This window comes from Parasediminibacterium schistidii (assembly GCF_046546515.1).
Classification (GTDB): domain Bacteria; phylum Bacteroidota; class Bacteroidia; order Chitinophagales; family Chitinophagaceae; genus Parasediminibacterium.
This window is the reverse complement of the sequence record NZ_JBKHKJ010000020.1, coordinates 40521-66841: the sequence shown is the minus strand read 5'-3', so window position 1 is coordinate 66841 and position 26321 is coordinate 40521. Positions and strand designations below refer to the sequence as shown.

Sequence of the window (26321 nt, the reverse complement as noted above, 5' to 3'; positions counted from 1 at the left end):
TCCATTAGTGGCAAAATGATTGCATTTGAAATCCCCTACTTCTTAGAGGCATAAACATTTACAATTAACACGGCAATATCTAAATCATGCCTTACCGAGTCTATCGTCTCGCCAAATAAAAAATCTTTAATGCCCCTATGGCGGTGGGCGCCTACTACAAGCAAGTCTGCATTGGCTTCTTTTACTAGCCGTACAATTTCCTTCACCCTGTTCCTGTATCCTAATTTTATGGTTACGTTATAGCCTAGTTCCTCCAATTGCACCGCATAACCTTTAAGCCTTTCCGTGTCTTTCTGTGTCTCGGTATCATCGCTGGCTGCACCTAAATAGTTGGCCGATACGCTTTCAATAATATGCAATAGCGTATAATGGGCATCTTTATTCCCCTGGGCAATAGCCTGGGCTATTAATTTGCCATCGTTGTCGCTAAAGTCTAATGCTACTACTATTTGATGGATTGCCCTGGTGGCAAGGTCGTTCAATGGTAATGCCGCAGGGTGCATGTCCACGCTTTTAAAGCCCTTCCGGCTTTGAATTATAGGCAATACAGTCATGGTGATGAATAACCAAGCAAACAACAATGCCGCAATACTTGTTACTACCTTTGCTATCAAATGCCCCTCCTGCACAAACACTTCCGTCATTTTTTCAGCCACTAATTGCACATTCAAATACACCAATATAATGGCAATAGTCCATGCCAATATTTTGGTAGCATTTCCAATGGCAAACTCGCCCATCGTTTTTTTATCGCTTACAAAATGTATCAATGGTACAATGGCGAAGCCCAATTGCAGGCTTAGTACTACTTGGCTAAACACTAGTAAGTCATCAACTTTTTGGTCTCCATAAACAAAAATCACAATAGCGGCAGGCACAATGGCAATCAGCCTTGTAATCAACCTTCTTAGCAAGGGGTCTATCCGCAGGCTTAGGTACCCTTCCATTACTATCTGGCCAGCCATGGTACCTGTGATGGTAGAGCTTTGCCCAGCAGCTATCAAGGCAATAGCAAACAGCGTGGGGGCTAATTTATTGCCTAGCAAAGGGCTAAGCAGGCGGTAGGCGTCTTCTATTTTGGCTACGCCTGTATTCCCCGATGCAAAAAATACACTTGCAGCGAGTATTAGTATGGCTGCATTTACCAAAAAAGCACCATTCAAGGCAATGAAACTGTCGATAAAGTTGTACTTCAACGCCCTTTTTATGCCTGGCACATCGGTGCTTATTTTCCTTGTTTGCACCAAGGCAGAATGCAGGTATAGGTTGTGGGGCATTACTGTTGCGCCAATAATGCCAACGGCTATATACAACGATGCCTTGTTTAGCTTTACTGGTATAAAGCCTTTCAGTACTTCGCCTAGGTGGGGTTTTGCAAATATCAATTCCAGCAAAAACGAAAACCCAATAATTGCCACCAATGAAATAATGAATGCTTCCAGCTTGCGTATGCCTAGCTTTTGCAGCCACATGAGCAAAAACGTATCTAAAATGGTGAAAGCAACACCCCAGATAAGCGGCAGCGCAGTTAATAAATAAATACCTATTGCCATGCCCAGTACTTCGGCCAAATCGCAAGCTGCAATGGCCAGCTCGGCTAGTATGTAGAGGCAAAAATTAACAACGGGCGGGTAAATTTCCCTGTTGGCTTGTGCTAAGTCTTTACGCCGCACAATGCCTAGCCTGGCACTAAGGCTTTGCAGTAACAAAGCCATGAGGTTGCTCATCAGCAATACCCAGATTAGCTGGTAGCCAAACTGTGCACCGCCTTGCAGATCTGTAGCCCAGTTGCCCGGATCCATATAGCCCACGCTTACTAAGTATGCAGGGCCAAAATAGGCCAGTATGCGCCTAAAGCCCTTGCGGGGCTGGGTAGTGTCAACAGATGAGTGAACTTCGCCTAAAGAGGTTTCGTTGTGTGTGCTGCTTGTACTCATATACCCGTCTTTTTTACAAATAATGCTTGTGCCAGTTGCTGGCTGATGGTAAATGCCACCTGCCCGTTTGTTTCTATCTCCATGGAATGATCGAAAGTGAATTTGCGTTTAATGGTAATATTGGTGCCTATGGCAATGCTTTTGTGCGTAAGCAGTTCCAGCAGCTCGGTGCTTTGGCTGCCCACTGCGCTTACTTTTGCTTCTTGCCCAACGGGCAAATCCACTAGGTTTACCTGTACCAATTTTTCCATTTGTCCGTTGCTGTCTGGTATAGGGTCGCCGTGAGGGTCGAAGCGGGGATTGCCGAGGAAGTTATCCAGCCGTTCAATTAATTTTTTGCTGGTTATATGTTCTAGTTCTTCGGCTATTGCATGTACTTCATCCCAGCCAAACTGCAAGGTTTCTACCAGGAAATATTCCCACAGGCGGTGTTTGCGCACAATTGCAAGGGCTATTTTTTCGCCTTCAAAGCTAAGCGTGAAGCCTTTGTATTTCTCGTAGTTCAATATTTTTTTGGTATTCAGCTTTTTCAGCATGTCGGTAACCGAAGCAGCTTTGGTGTTCAACCGCTCTGCCACGTCGTTGGTGCTAACATTGTCGTCGGTTTTTTGCAGGTGGTAAATGGCCTTTATATAATTTTCTTCTGTCGGGGATAAATTATCTATCACTAAAATATAATTTTAGGCAAATCTAAAACTTTTGATTTGTTATTCTAAAATATATTTAAAGTTTAGCTTTCAGTAACAAACAAAAAATACCGCAAGCATAGCACTTGCGGTATTTTTTATATAAAATTATAATTTTCCTAAAAAACTACATTTTCTTGGCATCTTCCAAGAACTTGGCCAAACCAATGTCGGTTAATGGGTGTTTCAACAAGCCTAAGATAGAATCTAATGGGCAGGTACAAACATCTGCACCGGCTTCGGCACATTTGATAATATGCAAAGGGTTGCGGATAGAAGCAGCCAAAATTTGTGTTTCAAAACCTTGGATAGAGTAGATATTTGCTATTTGTGCAATCAAATCAACGCCATCCCAGTTGGTATCGTCTATACGGCCAATAAATGGAGACAAATAAGTAGCACCTGCTTTTGCAGCCAAAATAGCTTGGCCAGCACTGAAAACCAATGTGCAGTTTGTTTTAATGCCATTGTCTGTAAACCATTTAATAGCTTTGATACCTTCTTTTATCATCGGTACTTTCACTATTATATTGGGGTGGATGGCTGCTAATATTTTACCTTCTGCTACAATCTCGTCAAAAGTTACAGACAATACTTCTGCACTAATGTCGCCATCAACCATTTCACAAATGGTTTTGTAGTGCTGCAAAATAGCTTCTGTGCCTTTGATGCCTTCCTTAGCCATTAAAGACGGGTTGGTTGTTACACCATCCAAAATACCTAAATCGTTGGCTTCCTTTATTTGGGCCAAATTTGCTGTGTCAATAAAAAATTTCATGGATTCAATTTGAGTAAGTAACTATTATAGAATTTCTATCTACATGTCATCCCCTGTTAGATAAAGAAGGGAAAAAAATCGGCAGGCTACTCACATCGCACCGCTACAACCGCCTATCCTTGCTGTATTCCTACCCTGGGGAGGTTCAGCAGGAGCTGGTCGTGTAAGACCTGCCGACTGCAAATGTAGGGGATGCTTGGGAAATGAACAAAGGAATTTTGTAAAAAGTCCAATATTTTAACCACTAACTTAAAACCCTGCCCCTGCCCTATTGGTTATTGAATTTAGCTTTACCATGCCCACCAGTTCGTCGTGCCTTCCACTGTACGACCTATAATATACCAAAATCATGTAATCGTTTTCGGCTTCCCAGTAGTTGCCTTCGGTTGCTGCCGGGCTGGCGTGCATATCTGGTTTGTTTACATCTTTTGTGGCATAGCTGTATCCATAATACCCCTGCTTTAGCAGTAATGCTTTTTGGTAAACTCCCTTCGATGGGTTGAAAACCATCCTGCTGTCTTCATCAAAACGGTTTTGTGTCATCTCGCCTACCAAATACAAATTCTTGCCTGCAAGGGGTTGCCCACCATCTGGCCAATAGGTAAATATAACATTGGCATAGTCTGTTTGCCACCAGGTATTTACCGATTCAGTGGTGGCTATATCCATCCAGCCATTATTGTCTTGATACAATAGATACCGCTGCTTATTCAGGTTGCCATCTGGCTTTACAAATACAATATTGGGCTGCACATTTTTATTGATACGGTCTATCCTTTCGCTTTCAAAGCGGAAGCTACGCAGGTCCACCCAGCGGTATTCTTTGCCAGCTTCAAATAAAAAATCCTGCTCCCCATTGTATTCCAACAGGTTGCCCCTGATAAAGGAAGGCTGCATATCCACAATAGCATCGTCCCATTTATAATTTTGCACGGCGGCTACTTTTATTTGCTGTGAAGGATTAGAAGCGTTTAGCTGGGTAATATCTACACTAAACTGTAGTTTTTGGTGCGTTTGTGTTAGTTGGTTGTCAAAAGGCTGCTGGATGCTGCCAATAACGCCTGCTCGGCTATCCACCACATACAACCTTTTGGTAAACGCTAGTTGCGATGTGTCGCCATCCAAGAACACTTTTAGCAAATAATTGCCGCTTCTGGTGGGCATACAGTTCTTGTCGGGCAATAGCGTTTGGTAGTGTATATAATGCGTAAGGGCAATGGAAGCAACACGGTACTGGTTCAGGTGCTGCTGCTGGTAGCCTTTCAGGTAGTCGAAACTGCTTAGGTCGGCAGGCTGCCAGTCGGCATTGCACAATTGGTAAGTGTAGTAATAGTTTTTAATGTCGTCGCCCAAATCGTCAAAATGAAGTTCTAACTGGTCGCCGGAGTTTAGCTTTATCATGGCCACGCTTTCCTGGTTACCTTGCTTGTACAGTTTCACGGCATGGATAGATGGCATGTATATTTTATCTGGCTGGCGTTGGGCAAGTAAGGTAAGGGGCAAAAGGCATAAGGCGTAAGTAGCAAGGCGCAAGTAGTAAGTCATAAGTGGTAAGTGGTAATCTTTTTATAAAAATAGTCTTTAGCGTCCATTCTCCGATAAATTCAAGGATAAAATATGGCTAATTCTTTTTTTTGAGGTGTTGGTTAGCGCCAACCGATCATTGAATGCAACCTTGATGGGAGGCCAAGCAAACACTTTTATGACCCATTTTTAGGGGTATTTCCCGCTTGTTTTTGCTGACTTTTGCTGCCCCGATTTTATTTCCAGTGTTTACATAAGTGATAACTCATTGAAATACAGTGTTTTATGCTTTTTTTAAGTGCGTATTTTGTGCATATTTTGTGCTTACTTTTTGCATATTTTGTGCTTACTTTTTGCATATTTTATGCTTACTTTCTGCATATTTTGTGCTTAGTTTTTGCATATTTCGTGCTTACTTTTAGCAGAAAAATGAGTGTTTTTTTTAGTTTTTTTGAGCCTACAATGAACATATTAAAACTTTTTAATTTTGATGTTAAACATAGTGCGACGATGCTAAGAACTAAGGCTGGGGCAACCTAGACTAGACCTCACCCCAGCCCCGACCTCACCCCAGCCCTCTCCAAAGGGGTAGCGTATATACACAACTCCTATTGAGGTAGGTGTTGCCCTTAAGCTTGTAAACCTCACCCCCCAACCCCCTCTCCAAAGGCGAGGGGGAGCCAATGGTTGACAAAATTCAAGTGCTTTTATGCAAGATTTTCCTTAAATCCATCTATTTGAGTCAAATTAAAAAGCCTAAAAAAGATGTGTATATACCCTAGCTCCAAAGGGAGAGGGAGCAGGAAAAGGCGAGGGCAAAAACAAAACACTTGCACATTTTTTATAATGCCTATTGTGCCGAGTTTTTTATTAAAATAGTTTCAGTTTTGCCTTTTTCGGGCATTTTTGCTCCTTTGTCGTTTTTCAAAAAATCATCTTCGCTCAATTAAACTATTGATTATCAACAATATAGACAAATTTTTTTGAGTGTTTTGCGAGTGTTTTGTGCGTACTTTTTGAGTGATTTGTGCGTGATTTATGAGTGATTTGTGAGAAAAAGTGAGTGATTTGTGAGTGATTCTATGCCGATAAAACAAAACCTTATTGGGTACTACAACTATTTTAATATTAATAAAAAAAGAACTACGATATAGCTTGGGTTGTTTTGCCTCCTTGTTTTAAGCTAAATATTGCACGAAAATAAACTAAATATATTAGTATTTTGAAAAAGTTATTATTGGCTATTGGTAAATGAACCCTAAATGCCCTAAGCTCTTGTGCTGTCTGGGTTTTATGAAGACGCAAATCAGAGATTTGCAAACACTGGGGCGTAGTCAGGAGACATACGCCCAACGGGACTTTTTATTTGGGAACTCTAAGCCGAGTTGAGAACTTTACGCCAAGGTGAGACACAACAACGGCGAAGAATGGAGCTAAGACCAACTAGGCAAAACAAAACAAGCTTAAGGAAGGTACAATCAGGGCAAACGCATCAAAATTTAATCTGCGCCTAATTGCCTATTTTATTCAAAAATGCTTCTTTTCAGTCCTTTTGCCTCATAGCCGGCGGGCTTCGTCCTGGCAACGCCACTCTATTTTATCCTTTGAAAAAAATATGCTGCGCATTTTTTTCAATCAGCCTGCGGCTGACCGGATAAAATAAGGTGGCTTATGCCAGGACTGGTGTCAAACTCGAAGATTCGAGCAAAAAGAATTTTGATGCGTTTACCCTGAAGGTACAATGCACTCTATACGTTAATAAAGAAAATTTACTTATTTATACTATTTGTATCGGTAGCTTTCAGTTCTATATTGGATTTTTTATTGGGTATAGTGTCAGACTTGGCAATGAAAGAAGAAGAAGCTAATTGCTTTTCGCTTTTTTCTGTGATTGTCAACTTGGCTGTCATTATGCCAGCAGTATAGATTATTGCAATAAAAGAACTTGTCAAATACCAATTTTTTGAACTAAAAAGAAACTTTAAAATAGATTGCTCTGGATTACAGTAAAGTCCTTTAATTTTTAAAGTTTCTATGCAATCATCCAGGTATAGAGTTGCTGTTTTTTTATAGTCAGTTTTTGGTTGAGGGTTAGGGTCATAACCTTTCCAACTTTCTTTCCAAAACTCCGAAGGTCTGAAAACTGAATCTTTAAAAGAAAAGTTATTTATGAACTTATATTCTTTAGACTCTTGCCCAAAAAACAGTTTAATAAACGATGAGGTTTGTGTCAGCCAAAGTGTTTCGCTCTCCTCATCGGTTGGGATTTTTGATTTTAAGTTATCTAAGGCTCTTATTGCTTTTGATACAGTCATACTATGTTGCTCAAAGGTTACTTATAATGCTTATATTGGTGCAATCCTTTTGCACCAATACATACAAAAATAAGCGTATTGCTAATGTTTTACAAACGACTTATAATTATTTCTCTTAGACATATATTAGTTCTGGTTCGATTTGCTGTAAAAAGGCTGGCTTCAGCCCCCTTTTAGATATTAAATCAACGGGCTTTTTTAGCAATGCTTCCATTTCGTAGTTAAGTTGCAGGAATTTGAAGCCCATTACCCCATTTATTTCTACGAGAATATCTATATCGCTATTTTCCTTGTTATCGCCCCTGCTATACGAACCAAACACCGCCATACTAGCCAAAGGATATTTGCCAAAAATTTCCGTTTTGTTTTTCCTTAGTATATCGAGTATTTCGTTGTCCATTGCTGCAAATTAATATAAATGTGTTATTTGTTTACAAAGAAATTAGTAAGATAAGGCGAAACCGCAGCTTTACATCCAAAAGTCCGTTGATAAGGGTTGCCAACCTTTTGAAGGTTGGCAACCCTGGAGAGACCTCACCCCAACCCCTCTCCGAAGGCGAGGGGCAAGCAAAAAGAGAAGCCTTTGCACTTAAATGCTTTGCATGATTAGCTATCCCGCTTCTTTAGCTACTGGCTCTTCCTCCTTCACTTTGTGGCTCATCAGCCCAATCATCATTATCAATGCAGTTAAAATAATGACTTGTATTACCAATGAGCGGTTGATGGCAGCAATGGATTGCGAAGCAGGGATGGCGAGGAACAATAGTATGGTAATTAACCCCCTTGGGGCTATAAACAACAAGGGCAAAACGGGTAGCTTGGCCAGTTTTAAAACACCGGCACGGATAATGAAAATACCCACTACTATGCCTACGGCAAAGCCCAGGGTTTGCGTGTCTAATATTTCTTTTGCCTCTATCAGGTAGCCGAACAGGATAAAAAACAAGGCCCTTATTAAAAATGCCGCTTCTGTTACAATCTCGGAAAAGCGGTGCACTTCTGTTTTTAAATTTTTCATTCCCTTTTTGCTAATCCATTCCAGTTGTTTTATTTCATCCAAATTGCTGAGGAAAAGACCAAAAAACAAGATAAAAACCAGTGCAGGCAGGTGGTATATTTTAGAGAGTGCATAAATCAATATCACCAATATAACAATGGGGATATGTTTTATGTGGTGGTCTATCTTGTTTAATAAAAACACAAGCCCAACCGTGGCAGCAAATGTAACAACGCAAATACTGAGCAACTCCACAAAAAAATGCCCTACTGAGTGCATTGAAATGGTTTCGTTCAAGGCTATAAAGTTGAAAAACAAAACGCCAATTATGTCTGACATACTACTTTCGTAAGTAATAAACTCTTTGTTGCCTCCCGACAAGTTCCTTGCGGTTGGGATGGCAATGGCGCTGCTGATAACACATAGGGGGATGATATTTTCGAGGCTGTCTTTGAAAGGGAAGCCTTGCAGGTAGTGCAGCCCAGTGGCAGTTAAAAAGCTAATGGCCAACATGGGGAGAAAAGCAACAACAAATGACTTTTTGAGTACTGGCAGTTTCGATTTGTTCAATTCCAGCTCTAACGAGCCTTCCAGCACAATCAATATCAACCCAAGCGTACCTAATATGGGCAGCAGGAAAGACAGGTTAGGTATTTTTACGCTCACCATCATATCGGCGCCTTGCCTGGTACCCCAGCCGAGGACAAGCAAAAGGATGACTGATGGTATTTTGGTCTTGAAAGCTGTAAGGTCGAATATATAAGCAACCAAAAGCAAACCGCAGATGGTGATAATGATTGGTATAGAAATATCTTGCATATAAGTAGTTGAAGTTGAAAAGTGTTAAGCGAAGCAAATGGTTTAACCGCAAAGTTCGCAGAGCCATTTACTCAGAGAAGGCGCAAAGGGGGGGATAACCACCCCGGCCTACGGCCACCCCTCGAGAGGGGAATTTTTCTAGCGGTTGGTGTCCCACCAACCGCTAGAAACCCCCTCTACTTTTCGCCTAAATCCCTCTTATTAAGGGTTTAAAAAAGATGTTTACACGGTAGCCCTCAAGAGGGGAATTGTGCTTGCTTAGTAAGCATTACCGCTTCTAAAAACGCTTTCCTAATAGCTAATGAAAAATTGGGGTCATCGCTTATACGCTCTGGATGCCATTGCACTAGTAGCAACCAAGGTTTATTTTCGGGTTCTTTCCTTTCCAATGCCTCTACAACCCCCATTTCTGCCAAGGCAGAAACAACTAGGCTTTCGCCTATTTCATCTGCAGATTGGTGGTGGGCAGAATTAACAACCCCTGCTTGCTTGCCCGTAATGCGATGGATAAGCGAACCCGGCAGTAGGGTAACATCGTGCCGCTGGTCTTGTCCATTTATTTTTCCATGTCCTTTCTCGCCAATTACTGTTGGTATGTCTGGCACTAAACTGCCCCCAAAAAACACATTGGTTAGTTGCAGCCCCCTGCATATCCCTAGCATAGGCTTGCCTGCTTTTTGGGTGGCAGCTATCACTTCCATTTCAAAAGTATCCCTTTCAGGGTTCATTTCCTGGGGGTCTAGCCTATGCATGTATTCAGGTTTATTGTATAAATGAGGTTGCACATCTTCCCCTCCTGTTAGTACAATGCCATCGCAGGTAGATACTAGATTGAGGTTGTTAGCCTTGGCTGACAGGCAAACTACCTCTATATCTAGGCTTGCATCGGTTATCCATTTGCGGTAGTCTTCATACTTTTTATAATTGGTAATACCAATGGTTAAGGAGCGTGGCATAAACGGTAATTATTTTGGTGCAAATTTATTGAGATAAATAACATACACTGCTTACACCTAAATTTGTATCCTTCATATGATGCAAGTACACAGAAATTTAGCAGCATTGCCCGCATTTAGGAATGCCATCATTACCATTGGCACTTTTGACGGGGTGCATATTGGCCACCAGCAAATTATAAATCAGTTAAAAGAAACGGCCGCTGAGGCAGGTGGCGAAACAGTGATTATTACCTTCCACCCCCACCCACGGGCTATTGTAGGCACGCAAACTGGGCAGGTTTTATTGCTGAATACACTAGATGAAAAAATAATGCTTTTAGAAAAAGCGGGCATCAACCACTTGGTGGTAGTGCCGTTTGATACGCAATTTGCCAATCAAACCGCAGAGGAATATTGCAAGAGCTTCCTCTACCATTACTTTAAGCCGCACACGGTTATCATAGGCTATGACCATCGTTTTGGCAAAGGCCGTAGTGGCGACTACCACTTGCTGGAAAGCATGGGTGCATCACTAGGCTTTGCCGTTAAAGAAATAGACGAGCAAGTATTAAATGCCGTGGCGGTGAGCAGCACTAAAATAAGGACTGCCCTGAACGAGCATGATATAGCCACGGCCAACCAATTTTTAGGTTATCCTTATTTCTTTGAAGGCACGGTGATACAGGGCAACCAACTAGGCAGGACAATTGGCTACCCTACTGCCAACCTGCAGATAAGCCAGGAAGACAAGCTAGTGCCTGCCAACGGCGTGTATGCAGTATCAGTAAAACTAAGTGAGGCACAACCCATAGTATGGGGGATGATGAATATTGGCATAAGGCCAACCATCAATGGCACAAAACAGGTGATAGAAGTGCATATTTTTGATTTTAGTGGGGACATTTATGGCCAAACTATTCAAGTAGGGATATATGCTTTCCTACGGGAGGAGGTAAAATTTACCGGATTAGATGCCTTGATTGCCCAATTGGGGGTTGATGCAGTGAAAGCTAAAGAGGTATTACACCCTAGCCGGTACTTGTAGCCATGTTGCATTTCAAAATTTCACTTTTTCATGTTTTCAATTTGCAGAAACACTAAATATTTAGTCCTCCTTATTTATAAGTCAATCCCTGCTTTTTGCTGCCCAGCAAGCATCCTATATGGGGGAAATTTTGGATATCCATGGGGGCATATTTCCCCCATATAGGATTTTTATTTTGGGTTATATACCTAATTCATGCGAATTTTACATTAAAGTAGCAACTAGGGGCATCTTGGCCTTGCCTCCCGCATAGTAGATTAGTTGGCTTAAGAAAATGATAATCAACCATCAAAATCTTATCAGTTTATTATCAATAAATTATCAGTTTCTTATCATAAAACTATCATTCCATTATCAATAAATTATCATAAAATTCACTTAAATTATCATAAAAAATGAGGCTTAAAAAACGCAAATAATTGAATATCAATGAGTTACATGAAAAAAAGAAGGGATAGCGAAAAAAAAAAATAAACCACCGAAAAACAAAAAATAACCCATTTCAAATAGTCGCTTGGTCTTCACAATCACCTCTTTGTTCTTGCTCCCTCTCCCTTAGGAAGGGCTGGGGTGAGGTCGGAGTTTAGGGTGCGGCTTTCACAATCACGTAGTAAAACTTCTTCTAAATAAAAAAGGCTGATAATAAGCGAAGATTTAAAATGCACCTAATAAAGAAATTATTTCTTTAATACCATCCTAAACACTAAATTTGGCATCCTTTAACAATTTTGTTAAATAACGTTTTTAAGCTTGTATATGAATAATGCACTTTTTTATGCCGTTCCGGCAATGGGCGTAGTAGGTTTGCTATACACTCTTTTTCAATTTAACTGGGTATCGAAACAAGATGCTGGCAATGCCCGGATGAAAGAAATAAGCACTTATATAGCAGAAGGGGCCATGGCATTCTTAAAAGCCGAGTGGAAAATATTGGGCTATTTTGTCGTAATAGTGGCTTTTTTGCTAGGCTTCATGGCCAGCAAGCACGAAGGGAGCCATTGGAGCATTGCTATTTCGTTTATCATAGGGGCGGTGTTTAGTGCCACAGCTGGCTATATAGGCATGAAAGTGGCCACTAAAGCCAATGTACGCACGGCACAGGCAGCCAAAACCAGTCTTGCTAAAGCATTGCATGTTTCTTTTACAGGCGGCTCTGTTATGGGGCTGGGTGTGTCAGGCTTGGCCGTATTGGGCTTGGGCGGGCTTTTTTTAGCATTAAAACATTTCTTCTCCCCTACTGGCGACCCGGCTGGCATGTTGCGGACTATTGAAGTACTTACAGGTTTTTCGTTAGGTGCAGAAAGCATTGCGTTGTTTGCCCGTGTGGGTGGCGGAATCTATACCAAAGCAGCTGACGTTGGAGCCGATTTAGTGGGCAAAGTAGAAGCTGGCATACCAGAAGATGACCCTCGCAACCCGGCCACTATTGCCGATAATGTGGGGGACAACGTGGGCGATGTGGCAGGCATGGGTGCCGATTTGTTTGGCAGCTATGTGGCAACCGTATTGGCAACCATGGTGCTGGGGCAGGAAACAATTGCCACAGGCGATGCGTTTAATGGCCTTTCCCCTGTGTTGCTGCCGATGGTTATAGCTGGTATTGGCATCTTGTTATCTATCATCGCCACTTTTTTTGTCCGCATTAGCGACAGCGTGGGTGCTGGCACGCACCAAGTGCAAAAAGCATTGAACATGGGCAACTGGGGGTCAATGGTGCTTACAGCCATTGCTTGCTATTTCCTAGTAAATTATATACTCCCTGAAAAAATGATGCTGCGTGGGCTTCCTTTTACCCGCAACGGTGTCTTGGGGGCTATTGCCGTAGGCTTGATAGTAGGCACATTAATGAGCATTATTACTGAATATTATACCGCCATGGGCAAACGCCCTGTAATGAGCATTATTCGCCAATCTGCCACTGGTCACGCCACTAATATTATTGGCGGTCTTGCCGTGGGCATGGAAAGCACTTGCTTACCCATACTGGTATTGGCAGGGGGCATTTATGGTTCTTTTGCCTGTGCAGGCTTGTATGGCGTTGCTATTGCTGCTGCAGGCATGATGGCTACTACTGCCATGCAACTTGCCATTGATGCTTTTGGGCCTATTGCAGACAATGCAGGCGGCATAGCTGAAATGAGCGAATTGCCTCCTGAAGTGAGAGAAAAAACGGATATACTAGATGCGGTGGGCAATACGACTGCTGCAAGTGGCAAAGGCTTTGCCATTGCTTCTGCGGCATTAACTTCCTTGGCTTTGTTTGCTGCATTTGTTGGCGTGGCCATGCCTGACAACCAGCATATTGACATTTACAAGGCGGATGTGCTGGCATCGTTATTTATTGGGGGGATGATACCCTTTATTTTTTCCTCTCTTGCTATCCGTGCAGTGGGCGAAGCCGCCATGGCAATGGTGGAAGAAGTACGCCGCCAGTTTAGGGATATACCGGGCATTATGGAAGGCACGGGCAAACCTGAGTATGACAAATGCGTGGCTATATCTACCGAGGCATCTTTAAAGAAAATGGTATTGCCGGGTGCAATCACTATCATATCGCCTTTATTGATTGGCTTTATATTAGGGCCGGAGGCCTTGGGTGGCTTTTTGGCTGGGGCAACGGTCAGCGGTGTACTTATGGGTATTTTTCAAAACAATGCAGGTGGCGCATGGGACAATGCCAAAAAGAGCTTTGAAAAAGGGGTTGAAATAAATGGGCAGATGTACTACAAAAAATCTGACCCACACAAAGCATCGGTAACTGGAGATACTGTTGGCGACCCTTTTAAAGATACGTCTGGGCCGTCTATGAACATCTTGATTAAGTTAATGAGCATTGTGTCGCTGGTTATAGCCCCAACGCTTGCACAAATGCACAAACCTGCTACCGATGCGGCTATTATTAACCCCACGGCGAAAAAAGTGATAGAAGTAAAAATTATTGACAATGACAGTTTAGAAAATAATACATCACCTTATATATCTATCAATAGCGACAGAAAGAACATGGATGCCTTGATAGAGGCATTGAAAAAAGACGGCTTAGTAAATGGCAACGACGTAAAGGTAGAAGTAACCAACAATAAAATCATTATTAATGGAAAGCCCCTGCCGGGAGCTATTATAAAAAAATATGCTCCTTATTTTGAAAAAAACGAGCCAACCAGCACACCCATTGTTAAAGATGCAGGAAGCGGTAGCTAAGTAAGTGTAAAAAAAATTTTGTTATGAACCCCGGTAGATTAATCTTTGCCGGGGTTTTGGTTTACCTACTGCTTATCAACCTATTATCAAATACCATTATGCGGCTAATTTGCTTATTTACATCCATATCCATTATTCTATTCTTTACAGGTTGCCAAACAAATAGCAATACAGGCAATACAACTTATGAAACGAATGATACTATGCCTGAATTTCGTAGCATGGTAAAAAAAGAACCCGTTGCAGTATTTAGCAAGCCTGTAAAAGACGAGCTGAACGATTGGAAATTCACCGTGTCGGTTTTTGAAACGAAACAAACCTTTAAATACTTGCTAGAAGTAAAATACAAAGAAAATTTTGCCAAGGACACAATTTCGATTCCAAATTTTGGCACCCCCCCTACCGTAGTACTACAAAAAGGAAAAACTGACATGGATTGTATTATTGGGTTCCTTGACGATAAAAAAGCATTCAGGGAATATAAGCTTGTTTCGTGTGAAGGATTGAATATCAAGGTTTCAACATTAAAAAACTACTTTATTGGGGTGTATAAAACGAAAAAATAATTCCTTCGTCACGCAATAAAATCATTTTATTTTCGTTACACACCCAATTTTATACTACACAAATACAACAAGAACTACTACAAGCAGATTACACGATTAATGTAATTTTGGTTAATTGATTTTTAACCCCTTAAAACTGTGTTTATGCTAGGAAACTTTAAACTCACTACAATCGTGGTTGCAACTTCTTTTTTTGCAATTATTGCCACCATCACTTCCCCAGCAACAAAAATGTTTGGCAAACACTACATTCAAGCTAAAGATTTTTCCTGTTGCAAAAACAACCGGTTGGTTATCCATCATTATTATACAGTCAACTTGCTATGGGTAGAAATTTCCGATGGATATACCAACGAAACAACAGGGAAAATTTTACAAGCAGGAGACTGTAATATTAAATGCTTGGATTAATTAATTTTTACAAAGCAAGTTTTTTTGAATGAAGTATAAATTTAGCATCCATTATATTTGCTGCTGTCATCTAGGTTTTAGCAATGGCAAATAGGATCGCTAGCTCAGTTGGTTTAGAGCATTACCTTGACAGGGTAGGGGTCACTGGTTCGAGCCCAGTGCGATTCACTGAATACATTAGGCGTTTTTTCGCTTTTATATGAGATTTGGCAACTTTTGGAAAGTTACCAAATCAAACAAAGCCTACATATGCGAAAATATTTTAGGCATCTGTTGTTTAGGGTGTATGCAATGCGCCCCCTTCTTATGCCTTAACACTTACGCCTAATTTACAAATACCTCCCCGTGTAGCTTTCGTTTACTTGCTTTATCCCTTCGGGTATGCCGCTATACACCAGCGTGCCGCCAGCATCGCCAGCTTCTGGGCCAAGGTCTATCAGCCAGTCGGCACATTTTATTACATCGGCGTTGTGTTCAATCACAATAAGGGAATGCCCTTGCTCAATCAATTTATTAAAAGAAGCCAATAGTTTTTTAATGTCGTGGAAATGCAAGCCAGTGGTTGGCTCGTCAAAAATAAACAATACATGCCCCAGCCCCTTGCCTTTGCCAAGGAAAGAGGCCAGTTTTACACGCTGTGCCTCTCCCCCACTAAGCGTGTTGGACGACTGCCCCAGTTTTACATATCCCAGCCCCACATCGTGGAGGGTTTGTATGGCTTTGGCAATATTTTTATCGTCTTCAAAAAAAGCAAGGGATTCGTCCACGCTCATTTCCAACAGCTCGTAAATGCTTTTGCCCTTGTAGGTTACTTCTATCACTTCTTCCTTAAAGCGTTTGCCGCCACATACTTCACATGTTAAATGCACGTCTGCCAAAAACTGCATTTCTACTATCTGCTCGCCTTCGCCTTTGCAGGCATCACAACGGCCACCATCTGTGTTGAAAGAAAAATGCTTGGGCAAAAAGCCCCTTATTTTAGAGAGTGGCTGCTTCGCATACAGTTCCCTAATATCGTCATACGCTTTTATATAGGTTATGGGGTTGCTACGGGAAGATTTGCCAATTGGGTTTTGGTCTATCATTTCTATCTGGGAAATATAGTCCATGTCGCCTGTCATAGCTTTGTGCAGCCCTACTTTTTCCGAAAACTCACCCTTCATTTTTTGCAAGGCTGGGTATAATATCTGCTTTACCAATGTAGTTTTGCCACTACCACTTACGCCAGTTACCACGCACAACACATCCAACGGGAAGGTTACGGTTATATCTTTCAGGTTGTTTTGCCGTGCCCCTTCTATCGTTATCCCCCTGTTCCATTTTCGTATTGTTTTCGGCACTTCAATGGTCAACTCACCTTTTAAATACCTGCCTGTAAGGCTTAGTGGGTTGGCAATCAATGCCGCATAATTGCCAGCTGCCACTACTTCCCCACCTAAGTGAGAGGCCAACGGTCCCATATCTATCACATAGTCTGCTTGCCGCATCATCATTTCGTCATGCTCTACTACAACAACGGTGTTGCCCAATGCCTTGAGTGATTGCAAAACGCCAATCAATTTCTCCGTGTCCCGGCTGTGCAAACCTATGGAAGGTTCATCCAATATATACAAAGAATTGGTAAGGTTACTGCCTAGGCTGCGGGTAAGCTGTATGCGCTGGCTTTCGCCACCGCTAAGGCTATTTGCCAAGCGGTTTAGGGTAAGGTATCCTAAGCCCACATCTATCAATGTTTGCAGCCGCTGGTGCACTTCTATTAAAATACGCTTTGCTACTTGTTGGTCATGCTCCGGAAGTTGAATGTTATCAAACCAAACTTTTAGGTCTTTTACCTGCATTTCACACAGTTCTCCAATATGCTTGCCGTCTATTTTTACATACAAAGCCTCTTTTCGTAGGCGATAGCCGCCACAATCCGGGCATTTTGTTTTGCCCCGAAACCTGCTAAGCAACACACGGTATTGCACTTTGTACAGGTTGTCTTCCACCTCTTTAAAAAAGGCATCAAGCCCTTGAACATATCTGGCACCTTTCCACAGTAGGTTGTATTGCTCCTTCGATAAATCCATGATAGGCGTATGCACAGGGAAATTAATTGCCGCCGCCCCCCTTATAAAATTATTTTTCCATTCGCTTAGCTTCTCTCCTCTCCAAGGTGCCACTGCCCCTTCGTAAAGGCTTAGCCTTTTGTCAGGTATCACCAAGTCTTCATCTATCCCCAACACCTGGCTAAAGCCCTCGCAGGTCGGGCAGGCACCATAAGGGTTATTAAACGAAAAAAGATTAGGCACAGGCTCTTCAAACTGCAAGCCATCCAGTTCAAACTTGTTGCTAAAATGCAAGAACTCGCCGCCATCCAATTCCACATACATTTCCCCTTCGCCTTCATAAAAAGCCGTGCCTACAGAATCGCTAAGCCTGTGCAGGTCGTCCTCGTCAAATGGTTTGGTAACAATACGGTCTATCAATACAAAAGCGGCTTGTTGGGGGCGTTGACCTTCTCCCTTGGAGAGGAGTTGAGGTGAGGTCAATTGGGGTGAGGTTACCTTAGCCTGCAACTCACCATCCCCAAGTTCCAACAACTCCTCTATCCTAACTGGCTCCAAGGCACCGCCTTTATCCGTGTTTGGCAATGCCATCCTGCTAAAACCCTTTGCCATTAAAATATTTAATTCCTCCCTTGTCAGGCGGTTGGCATGTTGCTTAAAGGGCACTACAACCAGCACTTTCCGGCCAAGTGCCAGTTCCTTCAATGCTCGTACTACATCCTCAACGTCATCTTTTTTCACTAGCCTACCGCTAATGGGCGATATGGTTTTGCCAATGCGGGCATAGAATAAACGTAGGTAATCGTATATCTCCGTCATACTACCTACGGTGCTGCGTGGCGTGCGGGTAATTACTTTCTGTTCTATGGCAATAGCAGGGCAAAGCCCTTTGATATAATCCACATCAGGCTTTACCATCCTTGCCATGAACTGCCTTGCATAAGCACTCAAGCTTTCGGCGTATCGCCGCTGGCCTTCGGCAAACAAAGTATCGATGGTGAGCGAAGATTTGCCACTGCCGCTCACGCCTGTTACTACGATGAATTGGTTTCGTGGAAACGCTACTGTTACGTTTTTAAGGTTATGTGTCCTTGCGCCTTTTACTACTATATTATTGTGGTTATCTCCCCCTGCCAACGCCAATACTTTGGCGGCTTTCACTTGTTTTTTTGCCTCTTCTTTTACCATAACTAAAGCAAGATAAACAGAAATAATTATGAATTATGAATTATGAGTTATGAATGTTCCGTCAAGGATGCAAAAAAAGGTAAATAACGCAAAGGGGCTACTTTTAGGGGCGTATTGCTTACGCACTTCCGCTATGGTCTGCATAATTCCGCATGGCTTGCAGCACTACCCAAACGCACAATTAACCTGTGAATAACCATCCACGTTTAAAATAGTTTTTAACAATTGCAATAAAATAATTATACCTAAAAAAGTACTTCTTAATATTACATCTAAGTCATGATTTATTCATGCCTGCATTATCCAATATCCTCCGATTTTTTGTACCTAAAGTTAAAAACCTACGTTTATGAGGTCGTATGCACACGCGACGGACAATAATTTAGTCCGTGCATTTCAAGAAGGGGACACTAGGGCATTGGAAGCATTGATCCAGCGCCATAAAGATCGTGTGTTCACGTTTATTTTGGTGCTTGTGAAAGACCAGCTTCTAGCAGAGGATATATTTCAAGAAGTGTTTTGTAAGATAATAGTAAGGCTAAGGAACAAGCAATATGCTGACGAGGGCAAGTTCCTGCCTTGGGTAACCTCTATTGCACATAATTATTGCGTGGATTATTTCCGGAAAATACAGTTGGAAATACCTGTTCCACACAATGCCAAGGAATTTTTTGAGAATATTGGCGACAAAGGCGATGTTGCGGACATGCAGCTAATCCGTGAGCAAAGCCATGACAAAGTAAGGATGATGCTGAATTTTTTACCAGCAGAGCAAAAAGAAGTGATTGTGCTGCGCCATTTTGGCGAATTGAGTTTTAAAGAAATTGCCAGCCTCACCAATACCACATTAAACACTTGCCTTGGCCGTATGCGCTATGCTTTAATTAATATGAGGCGGTTGATTGCAGAGCATGAGATTGTGTTGTAATACACCCCTCCGCCCCTAAAGCTACTGTGTGTACACATGTTTTAAAAAAGAAATTTAACCACAAGGAACACAAGGATTTACACAAAGAACACAAGGGGGATTTAGCAAATTGCCTTCTAAAAATGATAAAACGTTCCACTTAAAGGACACAAAGGATATGCGAACACCCGCTTTTTTGCAAAAAAGGCTCATTGCAAAGAGGCTTATTATACAAAAAAAGATGTGTCCGCACAGTAGCCCCTAAAGGGGAACTACCCACCATATATTTTAAACTTCATTTCTTTTTTACTTAAATAAAGAAATGAAGTTTTTTTATGCCCGGTTCATTTCCCTATGTGCTGTTTGGTGCCATTGTCTGAGACTTTTATATGTAAAGTAGCAGTTTCTCTTAGGCTCTACGCCCTTTGAGCGAAGCATTTTGACAATTCCCCACTCGAGGTGTGGCCGTAGGCCGGGGTGGTTATCCCCTCTTTGCGCCTTCTTTGGGTAAATGGATCTGCGAACTTTGCGGTTAAACCCTTTGTGCCTCTTTCTGTCTTCGTGCCTTCGTTGCAAAAATGACAAACCACAATTTTTAGCTTACTTTCGCAGCAAAATAAGGGCTGCATGAAGATTAATACCATGGCGGAAATGATGATGAATGGCGAAACACCCGAAATACTGTTTTGGGTAGGTTGCGCCGGGAGTTTTGACCAACGGGCACAAAAGATAACCAAGGCTTTCGCTACTATCTTAACTAAAACAGGTATCAGCTTTGCTATATTGGGGAAAGAAGAAGCCTGTACTGGCGACCCAGCTAGGCGTGCAGGGAACGAATTCCTCTTCCAAATGATGGCCTATCAGAATATCCAAGTATTAAACGGCTATGGCGTAAAGAAAATAGTAACTACCTGTCCCCATTGTTTCAATACATTGAAAAATGAATACCCTGAACTGGGCGGCCATTATGAAGTAATACACCATACAACCCTATTGCAAGAATTAATCAACGAAGGCAAAATAGTTTTGCAAGAAGGCGGGGCTTTTAAAGGCAAAAAAATAACTTTCCACGATAGCTGCTACCTGGGCAGGGCAAACAATATTTACGAAGCCCCCCGCAAGGTGTTGGAAGCATTGGACGCCGAACTGGTAGAAATGAAACGCTGCCGCAGCAATGGCCTGTGCTGTGGTGCCGGTGGTGCGCAGATGTTTAAAGAAGATGAACCGGGCATTTCCCGCATTAATATTGAACGTAGCCACGAGGCTTTGCAAACAGGGGCTTCTATCATTGCATCTGCCTGCCCTTTTTGCAATACCATGATGACAGATGGTGTTAAAAGCGAAGAGAAAGAAGGCGATGTGCAGGTAATGGATGTGGCGGAATTGATTGCGCAAAGCATGTGATTAATTGATAATTGACAATTGATAGTTCATAATTAGTAGTGAAGAATCGCTATTAACCATTATCAATTATTCACTATCAATTATCAATTAAAAATTATCAATTAAAAAATTATGGATTTAAACGAAATATTACCGGCAGATTTCCACCCTACCTCTAAAGTATGGGTGTACCAGAGCAGCCGCTTGTTTAGCATGAGCGAGGCTTTTGAATTGGAAGATTTGTTTGCACAATTTGTACAGGATTGGAAAAGCCATGGCACACCTGTAAAAGGCTATGCCAATTTGTTCTATGGTCAGTTTATCGTCCTTATGGCCGATGAAACAGCCACTGGCGTAAGCGGTTGCAGTACCGACAGCAGCGTGCATTTGATTAAAAAGATAGAACAGCACTTTAAAGTAGACATGTTCAACCGACAGAACCTGGCTTTTTATATCAAGGAAAAAGTACAGTTGCTACCCTTGGCGCATTTAAGCCATGCACTGGAAAATGGGTTCATTACCCCCGAAACACTTTACTTCAACAACCTGGTAGCTACAAAAGAAGCACTTATAAATGAATGGTTAGTACCCGCTGGTCAAACTTGGTTAGGGAAAAGGATGGAACAAAAAGTCGTAAGTGGTAAGTCATAAGTCGTAAGTATTGCGTTATTACCAATTCCCCCAAAGTGTGTTCCTAAAGCTTCCGACTCACCACTTACGAGTTAAGACTTCTAAATAATTATCAATTATTTAGAAAACCGCCTTATATTTCCACAACTGAAAATAAAACTGTGTTTTTATAAAAATTGGTGTGAAATATGAGCATGTTGTTCCGAAAAAAGACAATTGATAAAATTATTGCAGATAGCGAAGCTGGTCTAAGTGATGGTCACGGTGGTGGCCACATGAACAAAGTGTTGGGTGTAAAAGACCTTACGTTCATGGGTATTGCGGCGGTAATTGGTGCAGGTATCTTTTCTACAATCGGCACGGCAGCCTTTAACGGCGGGCCGGGCATTTCCATACTCTTTATTATCACGGCGGTTACTTGTGGTTTTAGTGCCTTGTGCTATGCCGAATTTGCCAGCCGTGTGCCTATTGCAGGCAGTGCCTATACATACGCTTATGTTAGCTTTGGCGAAATTGTAGCCTGGATTATCGGCTGGGCATTGATACTGGAATATGCCATTGGCAATATTGTAGTGGCCATTAGTTGGAGCGGTTATTTCAACAACCTGTTACAGGGTCTAGGCATACACCTGCCCGATTGGTTGGTAAACGACCCATTTTCCGTAAGCAGCGTTGTGGACGATGCCAACAAAGCCATAGCAGCACACCAACCATTAACAGATACCATGCAGGCAGCTATTGCCGCATGGGGCAGTGCCCCCATCATCTTTGGCAAGCACTTCCTGATTAATTTGCCCGCATTGGTTATTGTAGTGCTGATTACCATTTTGGCCTACATCGGCATTAAGGAAAGCAAGAAAAGCACCAACTTCATGGTCATCTTCAAGATTATCGTCATCATCTTAATCATTATCATTGGTAGTTTTTATGTAAACACAGGCAACTGGCACCCGTTTATGCCCAATGGGTTTGGCGGTGTATTGGCAGGTGTATCTGCTGTGTTTTATGCCTATATCGGTTTCGATGCCATTTCCACCACGGCAGAAGAATGTGTAAACCCACAAAAAGACTTACCCAAGGGCATGATTTACTCCCTTGTTATCTGTACGGTTTTGTATATCCTGATAGCCTTGGTATTAACGGGTATGGTACATTATTCCGAATTAAAAGTAAACGACCCATTGGCCTATGTATTTGAAAAAGTGCACCTGCCTTGGATAGGCTATATCATATCCGTAAGTGCGGTAATTGCCACCACCAGCGTATTATTGGTGTTCCAACTAGGTCAACCACGTATTTGGATGAGCATGAGCCGGGATGGACTACTACCTAAAAAGTTCTCTGAAGTACACCCCAAATACCAAACACCTGCCTTCGCCACCATTGTTACTGGCTTCCTCGTGGGTATCCCTTCCCTATTCCTGCCTAGCAGTTTAATGACAGACCTTACCAGTATCGGGACATTATTTGCCTTTGTGCTGGTTTGCTTTGGCGTATTGGTATTGCCCAAAATACAGCACAATACCAAAAGTGCTTTCCGCCTACCCTATATCAATGGCAAATGGATAATGCCTGCACTCACCATTTTAATCACTTGGGCATTCCACACCCGCATTTTCGATGCTTTTACCAAAGTAAGCACAGAAGGTTACCAGGAGTTATTGTTCTTGGTTTTCATGGCAATACTGGTGGTTGTATCTATACTGGCTTTTATCCGCAATTATTCCGTTATCCCCATCATTGGTGCATTATGTTGTCTATACCTCCTAACCGAAATCCCCGCCATTAGCTGGTTATGGTTCTTTATCTGGATGGGTATTGGCTTGGTGATTTATGGGGTTTATGGGAGCAAGAATAGTAAGTTGGGGAAGGGGTGATTGCAATCTAATTTGTTACTACACCTGCAAGCAGCATTAATTTTTTAGCCATATACTACAATGAAAAATTACAAGATAAAAATCAATGTTGATAAAAAGGAGTATTACTCTTTGGCGGATATATTACCCGACAATGGCAATCTTGACATTCTTTTTATTGCAAAAACGCCAGCAACAATTAGTGTTGGAGTAGGACACTACTTTCAAGGTAAACAAGGAACAATGTTTTGGAACAGACTCTCAGATTATGGCATTCTAAAAGTTCCTAATAATGACTTTGCAGACAATTACTTACTTGAAAACAACTATGGAATTACTGACATTGTAAAAGTCCCAAGAGATTATGGTAACGAGCCGACAAGTGAAGAATATAGGCAAGGGCTTCAAAGAATCTTGTTGATAATTGAAAAATTCAATCCTAAGGTTATTATTTTTGTTTACAAAGCCGTTTTGGATAAAATTATAAAACTAAATTTTAATGTTAATACAAAATCAAACTACGGATTTAACCCCCAATTAGAAAAGTATTTCAATTCAAGAGTGTTTGCTTTTCCAATGCCAGGGACACCATGTAAATCAGAAGAAGCAATAAAGTCGATGACTATGTTAAAACAAGTACTTCAAAAGTGAAAGTAGCTATTCTAAAAAGTTATAAAGAAAAATATCTAATAGTGAAAAGATTTATTTTAATATTTTCTGGGAGTTTATTGTGTACTTATATAAATCTAAACGCACAAAAAATAGATGAGTACAAATTAAAGTCTTATTGTGAAACGCTATTATTAAAAGAGGACAGCACTATAAAATTATTGAATTTCAGTTTTGTTAAACTAGATACAACAACACTTAAAAACCAGTATGTAAATCTCTATATGTCAATGGGCAAAAACTTGGAATATAATTTCAGGTATTATGATAGTCTCAGAATTATGATTAAAAGTGACAAAGAGATGGCTAAGACTATGGATTATTTATCTAAAGAATTATCTCAACCCTATAAAGATGATGTAAAAAACAATACAATGGAATCAAAGAAAGTCTTGTTATTTGATAGTTTGCTAGTTATAGATATGAGAAAAATTGAAAAATTAATTAACAAAGCAGATAGTGTTAGGCCTGTTTTATATTTAGCAAAATGTCATTATACAATTAAAAAGCAAGATGAAACAGAAATTAGTGATTTTTTCCCAATTAGACTTGACTTAAATTATAATATAATAACTACGCAACAGTATTCTACTATTTTAAATAATCTATATAAAGCAAAATCAGGCTATATATACCCTTAATTCCCCCGCTGGCGCAAGCCTGCCACTTTAGCCATTCGCTTCGTTATTCTCGCTTGGCAAAAGAGCAAGCACAAGTAAATAACAGCAACTCCCACAACGGCCACACCTAAGCCCTCCAACGAAGGATGAACGAAGGATGAACGAAGGATGCTTGGAGAAACAGCGTAGGAATCTTACTTTTGTACTATGGCAACAACAAACGAAATACTTAAATTCAAAACAGAATATTGATTTCTTAAAAGGGAGTAAGGCAAGCAAATGAAACTACCAAAGTACCAACTAAAATCAGGGCAAGAACTTTCAAGTTATGAATTTATTAGCGAAGGCCCTAAAGGATTGATTAAAAAACAAGTTCAATTTACGCTAATCAATGAGGAGCGGGCTTATAATTTGGCTTTTGGTGACGAAGACGAAACGGGTGCCATTAATGATTTGGCAATAAGTGATAATGGCGATAGTGAAAAAGTGCTTGCAACAGTAATTGCAGCCGTCTATGCTTTTTGTAGCAAACACCAAGATATTTGGATATATGCCACTGGAAGCACTAGGGCAAGGACACGCCTTTATCAAATGGGAATTGCAAAATATTGGGAAGATATAACAGAATACTTTGAAGTATATGGCGAATTTAATGAAGAATGGGAATATTTTGAATTCGGAAAAAACTACACATCATTTTTGGCAAAACAAAAAATACATTAAATTTGGGTTATGAAAACAATTGCAGAATTAAACGCAAGTAAAGTACCATTTGTTATCATTGATAAAAAATTGGATAAATTAGATGAAACAGTGCTGTTTCCTAAAAAGGTAGAGGAAGCAAGAGAGAAAATAGCGAAAATAGGCCTGCCAAAAAAGTAGCTTTTGAATTTAAAGGCTCTTAAAAAGCAAGCTATGGAAATTTATCCTCCCGCTGGAGCAAGCCTACCCCTTCTGCCATTCGCTTTGTTCTTCCCTCGCTGGCGCAAGCCTGCCGCTTGTGCCATTCGCTTCATTCTTCCCGCTTGCCTAAAATGTGCAGTAAATGAAAGCACCACATACAACGTCCACACCTAAGCCCTCCAACGAAGGATGAACGAAAGATGAACGAAGGATGAACGAAGGATGCTTGGAGAAACAGCATAGGAATCTTACCTTTGTACTATGGCAACAGCAAACGAAAACATCATCCTAAAAGACATGCAAGGGCATGTGGGCAAGCAAATAGTGGTAAAGAAATACGGTAACCGAACCATAATATCCAAGTTCCCGGACATGTCCCATGTAAAACCCTCCACACACCAAAAAAAGCAACGCAATACCTTCACAGATGCAATTGCTTATGCCAAATCCATCCTTGCAGACCCAATTGCTAAAGAAGCATATATACAAAAACTCCCGCCCAGCAAAACAGTATATCATTACGCCATACAGGAATACCTGTCGCAGCTACCAAAGTAACCTAAACAAACCTTTACATTTTGATTCCTCTCTTTTACATTTTACTTAATTTTACGGCAGACAGGAGGACTACTAATAAAAAACAGGCAAGTAAATAATATGAGGCATGTAACCATATACACCACAGACAAAGAGTATAACCATTTTGTGGAACTGGCAAGGAACTTACAATATGTAAAAAAAATAGAGTTGGATAACGGCTCTTCAAAAGAAGAAATTACAGACAATATAAAAGCTGGTCTTAAAGAAGTACAGTTATTTAAGAGAGGCAAACTAAAAACAACACCTGCTAAAGACTTTTTACATGAGTTATAAGGGAGCTATTCTTTAAACTATTCGATA

At 41.2% G+C, this 26321-nt stretch carries 23 protein-coding genes, 1 tRNA gene and 1 other RNA gene; 15 read left to right on the top strand and 10 right to left on the bottom strand.

The window, feature by feature from the left end; translation table 11 throughout:
* Window positions 1-35: 35 nt before the first annotated feature.
* From ACHFIY_RS12480 to ACHFIY_RS12440, 9 genes are all read right to left on the bottom strand, one after another.
* A complete protein-coding gene (locus tag ACHFIY_RS12480) occupies window positions 36-1937 on the bottom strand; it encodes an Nramp family divalent metal transporter (protein ID WP_410846431.1) in 1902 nt (633 codons plus the stop codon).
* Window positions 1934-2605, bottom strand: a complete 672-nt coding sequence (locus tag ACHFIY_RS12475; RefSeq protein WP_410846430.1) for a metal-dependent transcriptional regulator — start codon at window positions 2603-2605, stop codon at window positions 1934-1936. Before ACHFIY_RS12475 ends, ACHFIY_RS12480 begins: the two co-directional genes overlap by 4 nt.
* 145 nt (window positions 2606-2750) lie before the next feature.
* The gene (fsa, locus tag ACHFIY_RS12470) at window positions 2751-3401 is read right to left on the bottom strand and encodes a fructose-6-phosphate aldolase (protein WP_410846429.1); all 651 of its coding nucleotides are present in this window, start codon (window positions 3399-3401) and stop codon (window positions 2751-2753) included.
* 76 nt (window positions 3402-3477) lie between these two features.
* Window positions 3478-3577, bottom strand: an RNA gene (ffs, locus tag ACHFIY_RS12465) — signal recognition particle sRNA small type.
* Window positions 3578-3650: 73 nt separating this feature from the next.
* Entirely contained in the window at window positions 3651-4946 is a 1296-nt protein-coding gene (locus ACHFIY_RS12460; protein ID WP_410846428.1) for a type IX secretion system plug protein, read from the bottom strand.
* A gap of 1748 nt (window positions 4947-6694) precedes the next feature.
* Complete coding sequence (locus ACHFIY_RS12455; RefSeq protein ID WP_410846427.1) at window positions 6695-7240, bottom strand: hypothetical protein; 546 nt, start codon at window positions 7238-7240, stop codon at window positions 6695-6697.
* 115 nt (window positions 7241-7355) lie between these two features.
* Window positions 7356-7640 carry a nucleotidyltransferase family protein gene (locus ACHFIY_RS12450; RefSeq protein WP_410846426.1) on the bottom strand — a complete coding sequence of 95 codons (285 nt, stop codon included), beginning with the start codon at window positions 7638-7640 and terminating at the stop codon, window positions 7356-7358.
* 210 nt (window positions 7641-7850) lie between these two features.
* Entirely contained in the window at window positions 7851-9056 is a 1206-nt protein-coding gene (locus tag ACHFIY_RS12445) for a cation:proton antiporter (protein ID WP_410846425.1), read from the bottom strand.
* 236 nt (window positions 9057-9292) lie between these two features.
* The gene (locus ACHFIY_RS12440) at window positions 9293-10012 is read right to left on the bottom strand and encodes a gamma-glutamyl-gamma-aminobutyrate hydrolase family protein (protein ID WP_410846424.1); all 720 of its coding nucleotides are present in this window, start codon (window positions 10010-10012) and stop codon (window positions 9293-9295) included.
* A gap of 76 nt (window positions 10013-10088) precedes the next feature.
* Between ACHFIY_RS12440 and ACHFIY_RS12435 the strand changes: the two genes are divergently transcribed.
* The 5 genes from ACHFIY_RS12435 to ACHFIY_RS12415 all read left to right on the top strand — a co-directional run bounded on the left by ACHFIY_RS12435 (window position 10089) and on the right by ACHFIY_RS12415 (window position 15385).
* Window positions 10089-11039, top strand: coding sequence for a bifunctional riboflavin kinase/FAD synthetase (locus tag ACHFIY_RS12435; protein ID WP_410846423.1), 951 nt, complete (start codon window positions 10089-10091; stop codon window positions 11037-11039).
* A 756-nt stretch (window positions 11040-11795) separates the two neighbouring features.
* The gene (locus tag ACHFIY_RS12430) at window positions 11796-14240 is read left to right on the top strand and encodes a sodium-translocating pyrophosphatase (RefSeq protein ID WP_410846422.1); all 2445 of its coding nucleotides are present in this window, start codon (window positions 11796-11798) and stop codon (window positions 14238-14240) included.
* Between the two features lie 23 nt (window positions 14241-14263).
* A complete protein-coding gene (locus tag ACHFIY_RS12425) occupies window positions 14264-14806 on the top strand; it encodes a hypothetical protein (protein WP_410846421.1) in 543 nt (180 codons plus the stop codon).
* A gap of 144 nt (window positions 14807-14950) precedes the next feature.
* The gene (locus ACHFIY_RS12420; protein ID WP_410846420.1) at window positions 14951-15217 is read left to right on the top strand and encodes a hypothetical protein; all 267 of its coding nucleotides are present in this window, start codon (window positions 14951-14953) and stop codon (window positions 15215-15217) included.
* Between the two features lie 93 nt (window positions 15218-15310).
* Window positions 15311-15385, top strand: a tRNA-Val gene (locus ACHFIY_RS12415).
* Window positions 15386-15546: 161 nt separating this feature from the next.
* On the opposite strand, the gene uvrA is transcribed toward ACHFIY_RS12415, so the two are convergent.
* The gene (gene uvrA / locus ACHFIY_RS12410; RefSeq protein ID WP_410846419.1) at window positions 15547-18453 is read right to left on the bottom strand and encodes an excinuclease ABC subunit UvrA; all 2907 of its coding nucleotides are present in this window, start codon (window positions 18451-18453) and stop codon (window positions 15547-15549) included.
* A 349-nt stretch (window positions 18454-18802) separates the two neighbouring features.
* Here uvrA and ACHFIY_RS12405 point away from each other — a divergent pair, with 349 nt between their 5' ends.
* The 10 genes from ACHFIY_RS12405 to ACHFIY_RS12360 all read left to right on the top strand — a co-directional run bounded on the left by ACHFIY_RS12405 (window position 18803) and on the right by ACHFIY_RS12360 (window position 26294).
* Entirely contained in the window at window positions 18803-19381 is a 579-nt protein-coding gene (locus ACHFIY_RS12405) for a sigma-70 family RNA polymerase sigma factor (RefSeq protein WP_410846418.1), read from the top strand.
* A gap of 606 nt (window positions 19382-19987) precedes the next feature.
* The gene (locus tag ACHFIY_RS12400) at window positions 19988-20764 is read left to right on the top strand and encodes a (Fe-S)-binding protein (protein WP_410846417.1); all 777 of its coding nucleotides are present in this window, start codon (window positions 19988-19990) and stop codon (window positions 20762-20764) included.
* A gap of 111 nt (window positions 20765-20875) precedes the next feature.
* Window positions 20876-21394, top strand: coding sequence for a hypothetical protein (locus ACHFIY_RS12395; RefSeq protein WP_410846416.1), 519 nt, complete (start codon window positions 20876-20878; stop codon window positions 21392-21394).
* 167 nt (window positions 21395-21561) lie between these two features.
* Entirely contained in the window at window positions 21562-23250 is a 1689-nt protein-coding gene (locus ACHFIY_RS12390; protein WP_410846415.1) for an amino acid permease, read from the top strand.
* A 60-nt stretch (window positions 23251-23310) separates the two neighbouring features.
* Window positions 23311-23880 carry a uracil-DNA glycosylase family protein gene (locus ACHFIY_RS12385; protein WP_410846414.1) on the top strand — a complete coding sequence of 190 codons (570 nt, stop codon included), beginning with the start codon at window positions 23311-23313 and terminating at the stop codon, window positions 23878-23880.
* Window positions 23877-24539, top strand: coding sequence for a hypothetical protein (locus ACHFIY_RS12380; protein ID WP_410846413.1), 663 nt, complete (start codon window positions 23877-23879; stop codon window positions 24537-24539). Before ACHFIY_RS12385 ends, ACHFIY_RS12380 begins: the two co-directional genes overlap by 4 nt.
* Window positions 24540-24797: 258 nt before the next feature.
* Window positions 24798-25241: a DUF6934 family protein gene (locus tag ACHFIY_RS12375; RefSeq protein ID WP_410846412.1), complete on the top strand. Its 444-nt coding sequence runs from the start codon at window positions 24798-24800 to the stop codon at window positions 25239-25241.
* A 9-nt stretch (window positions 25242-25250) separates the two neighbouring features.
* Window positions 25251-25400, top strand: coding sequence for a hypothetical protein (locus tag ACHFIY_RS12370; RefSeq protein WP_410846411.1), 150 nt, complete (start codon window positions 25251-25253; stop codon window positions 25398-25400).
* A 282-nt stretch (window positions 25401-25682) separates the two neighbouring features.
* Entirely contained in the window at window positions 25683-25979 is a 297-nt protein-coding gene (locus ACHFIY_RS12365) for a hypothetical protein (protein WP_410846410.1), read from the top strand.
* Window positions 25980-26078: 99 nt separating this feature from the next.
* Window positions 26079-26294, top strand: coding sequence for a hypothetical protein (locus tag ACHFIY_RS12360; protein ID WP_410846409.1), 216 nt, complete (start codon window positions 26079-26081; stop codon window positions 26292-26294).
* Window positions 26295-26321 lie beyond the last annotated feature (27 nt).

Bases quoted from the DNA above. Each gene is read 5' to 3' on its own strand.
- ACHFIY_RS12430 (WP_410846422.1), top strand. From the start codon at position 11,796: ATGAATAATGCACTTTTTTATGCCGTTCCGGCAATGGGCGTAGTAGGT.
- ACHFIY_RS12365 (WP_410846410.1), top strand. From the start codon at position 25,683: ATGGCAACAGCAAACGAAAACATCATCCTAAAAGACATGCAAGGGCAT.
- ACHFIY_RS12435 (WP_410846423.1), top strand. From the start codon at position 10,089: ATGATGCAAGTACACAGAAATTTAGCAGCATTGCCCGCATTTAGGAAT.
- ACHFIY_RS12445 (WP_410846425.1), bottom strand. From the start codon at position 9,056: ATGCAAGATATTTCTATACCAATCATTATCACCATCTGCGGTTTGCTT.
- fsa (WP_410846429.1), bottom strand. From the start codon at position 3,401: ATGAAATTTTTTATTGACACAGCAAATTTGGCCCAAATAAAGGAAGCC.
- ACHFIY_RS12370 (WP_410846411.1), top strand. From the start codon at position 25,251: ATGAAAACAATTGCAGAATTAAACGCAAGTAAAGTACCATTTGTTATC.
- ACHFIY_RS12375 (WP_410846412.1), top strand. From the start codon at position 24,798: ATGAAACTACCAAAGTACCAACTAAAATCAGGGCAAGAACTTTCAAGT.
- uvrA (WP_410846419.1), bottom strand. From the start codon at position 18,453: ATGGTAAAAGAAGAGGCAAAAAAACAAGTGAAAGCCGCCAAAGTATTG.
- ACHFIY_RS12400 (WP_410846417.1), top strand. From the start codon at position 19,988: ATGAAGATTAATACCATGGCGGAAATGATGATGAATGGCGAAACACCC.
- ACHFIY_RS12450 (WP_410846426.1), bottom strand. From the start codon at position 7,640: ATGGACAACGAAATACTCGATATACTAAGGAAAAACAAAACGGAAATT.
- ACHFIY_RS12425 (WP_410846421.1), top strand. From the start codon at position 14,264: ATGAACCCCGGTAGATTAATCTTTGCCGGGGTTTTGGTTTACCTACTG.
- ACHFIY_RS12460 (WP_410846428.1), bottom strand. From the start codon at position 4,946: ATGACTTACTACTTGCGCCTTGCTACTTACGCCTTATGCCTTTTGCCC.
- ACHFIY_RS12420 (WP_410846420.1), top strand. From the start codon at position 14,951: ATGCTAGGAAACTTTAAACTCACTACAATCGTGGTTGCAACTTCTTTT.
- ACHFIY_RS12480 (WP_410846431.1), bottom strand. From the start codon at position 1,937: ATGAGTACAAGCAGCACACACAACGAAACCTCTTTAGGCGAAGTTCAC.
- ACHFIY_RS12390 (WP_410846415.1), top strand. From the start codon at position 21,562: ATGAGCATGTTGTTCCGAAAAAAGACAATTGATAAAATTATTGCAGAT.
- ACHFIY_RS12385 (WP_410846414.1), top strand. From the start codon at position 23,311: ATGAAAAATTACAAGATAAAAATCAATGTTGATAAAAAGGAGTATTAC.
- ACHFIY_RS12360 (WP_410846409.1), top strand. From the start codon at position 26,079: ATGAGGCATGTAACCATATACACCACAGACAAAGAGTATAACCATTTT.
- ACHFIY_RS12405 (WP_410846418.1), top strand. From the start codon at position 18,803: ATGAGGTCGTATGCACACGCGACGGACAATAATTTAGTCCGTGCATTT.
- ACHFIY_RS12455 (WP_410846427.1), bottom strand. From the start codon at position 7,240: ATGACTGTATCAAAAGCAATAAGAGCCTTAGATAACTTAAAATCAAAA.
- ACHFIY_RS12395 (WP_410846416.1), top strand. From the start codon at position 20,876: ATGGATTTAAACGAAATATTACCGGCAGATTTCCACCCTACCTCTAAA.
- ACHFIY_RS12440 (WP_410846424.1), bottom strand. From the start codon at position 10,012: ATGCCACGCTCCTTAACCATTGGTATTACCAATTATAAAAAGTATGAA.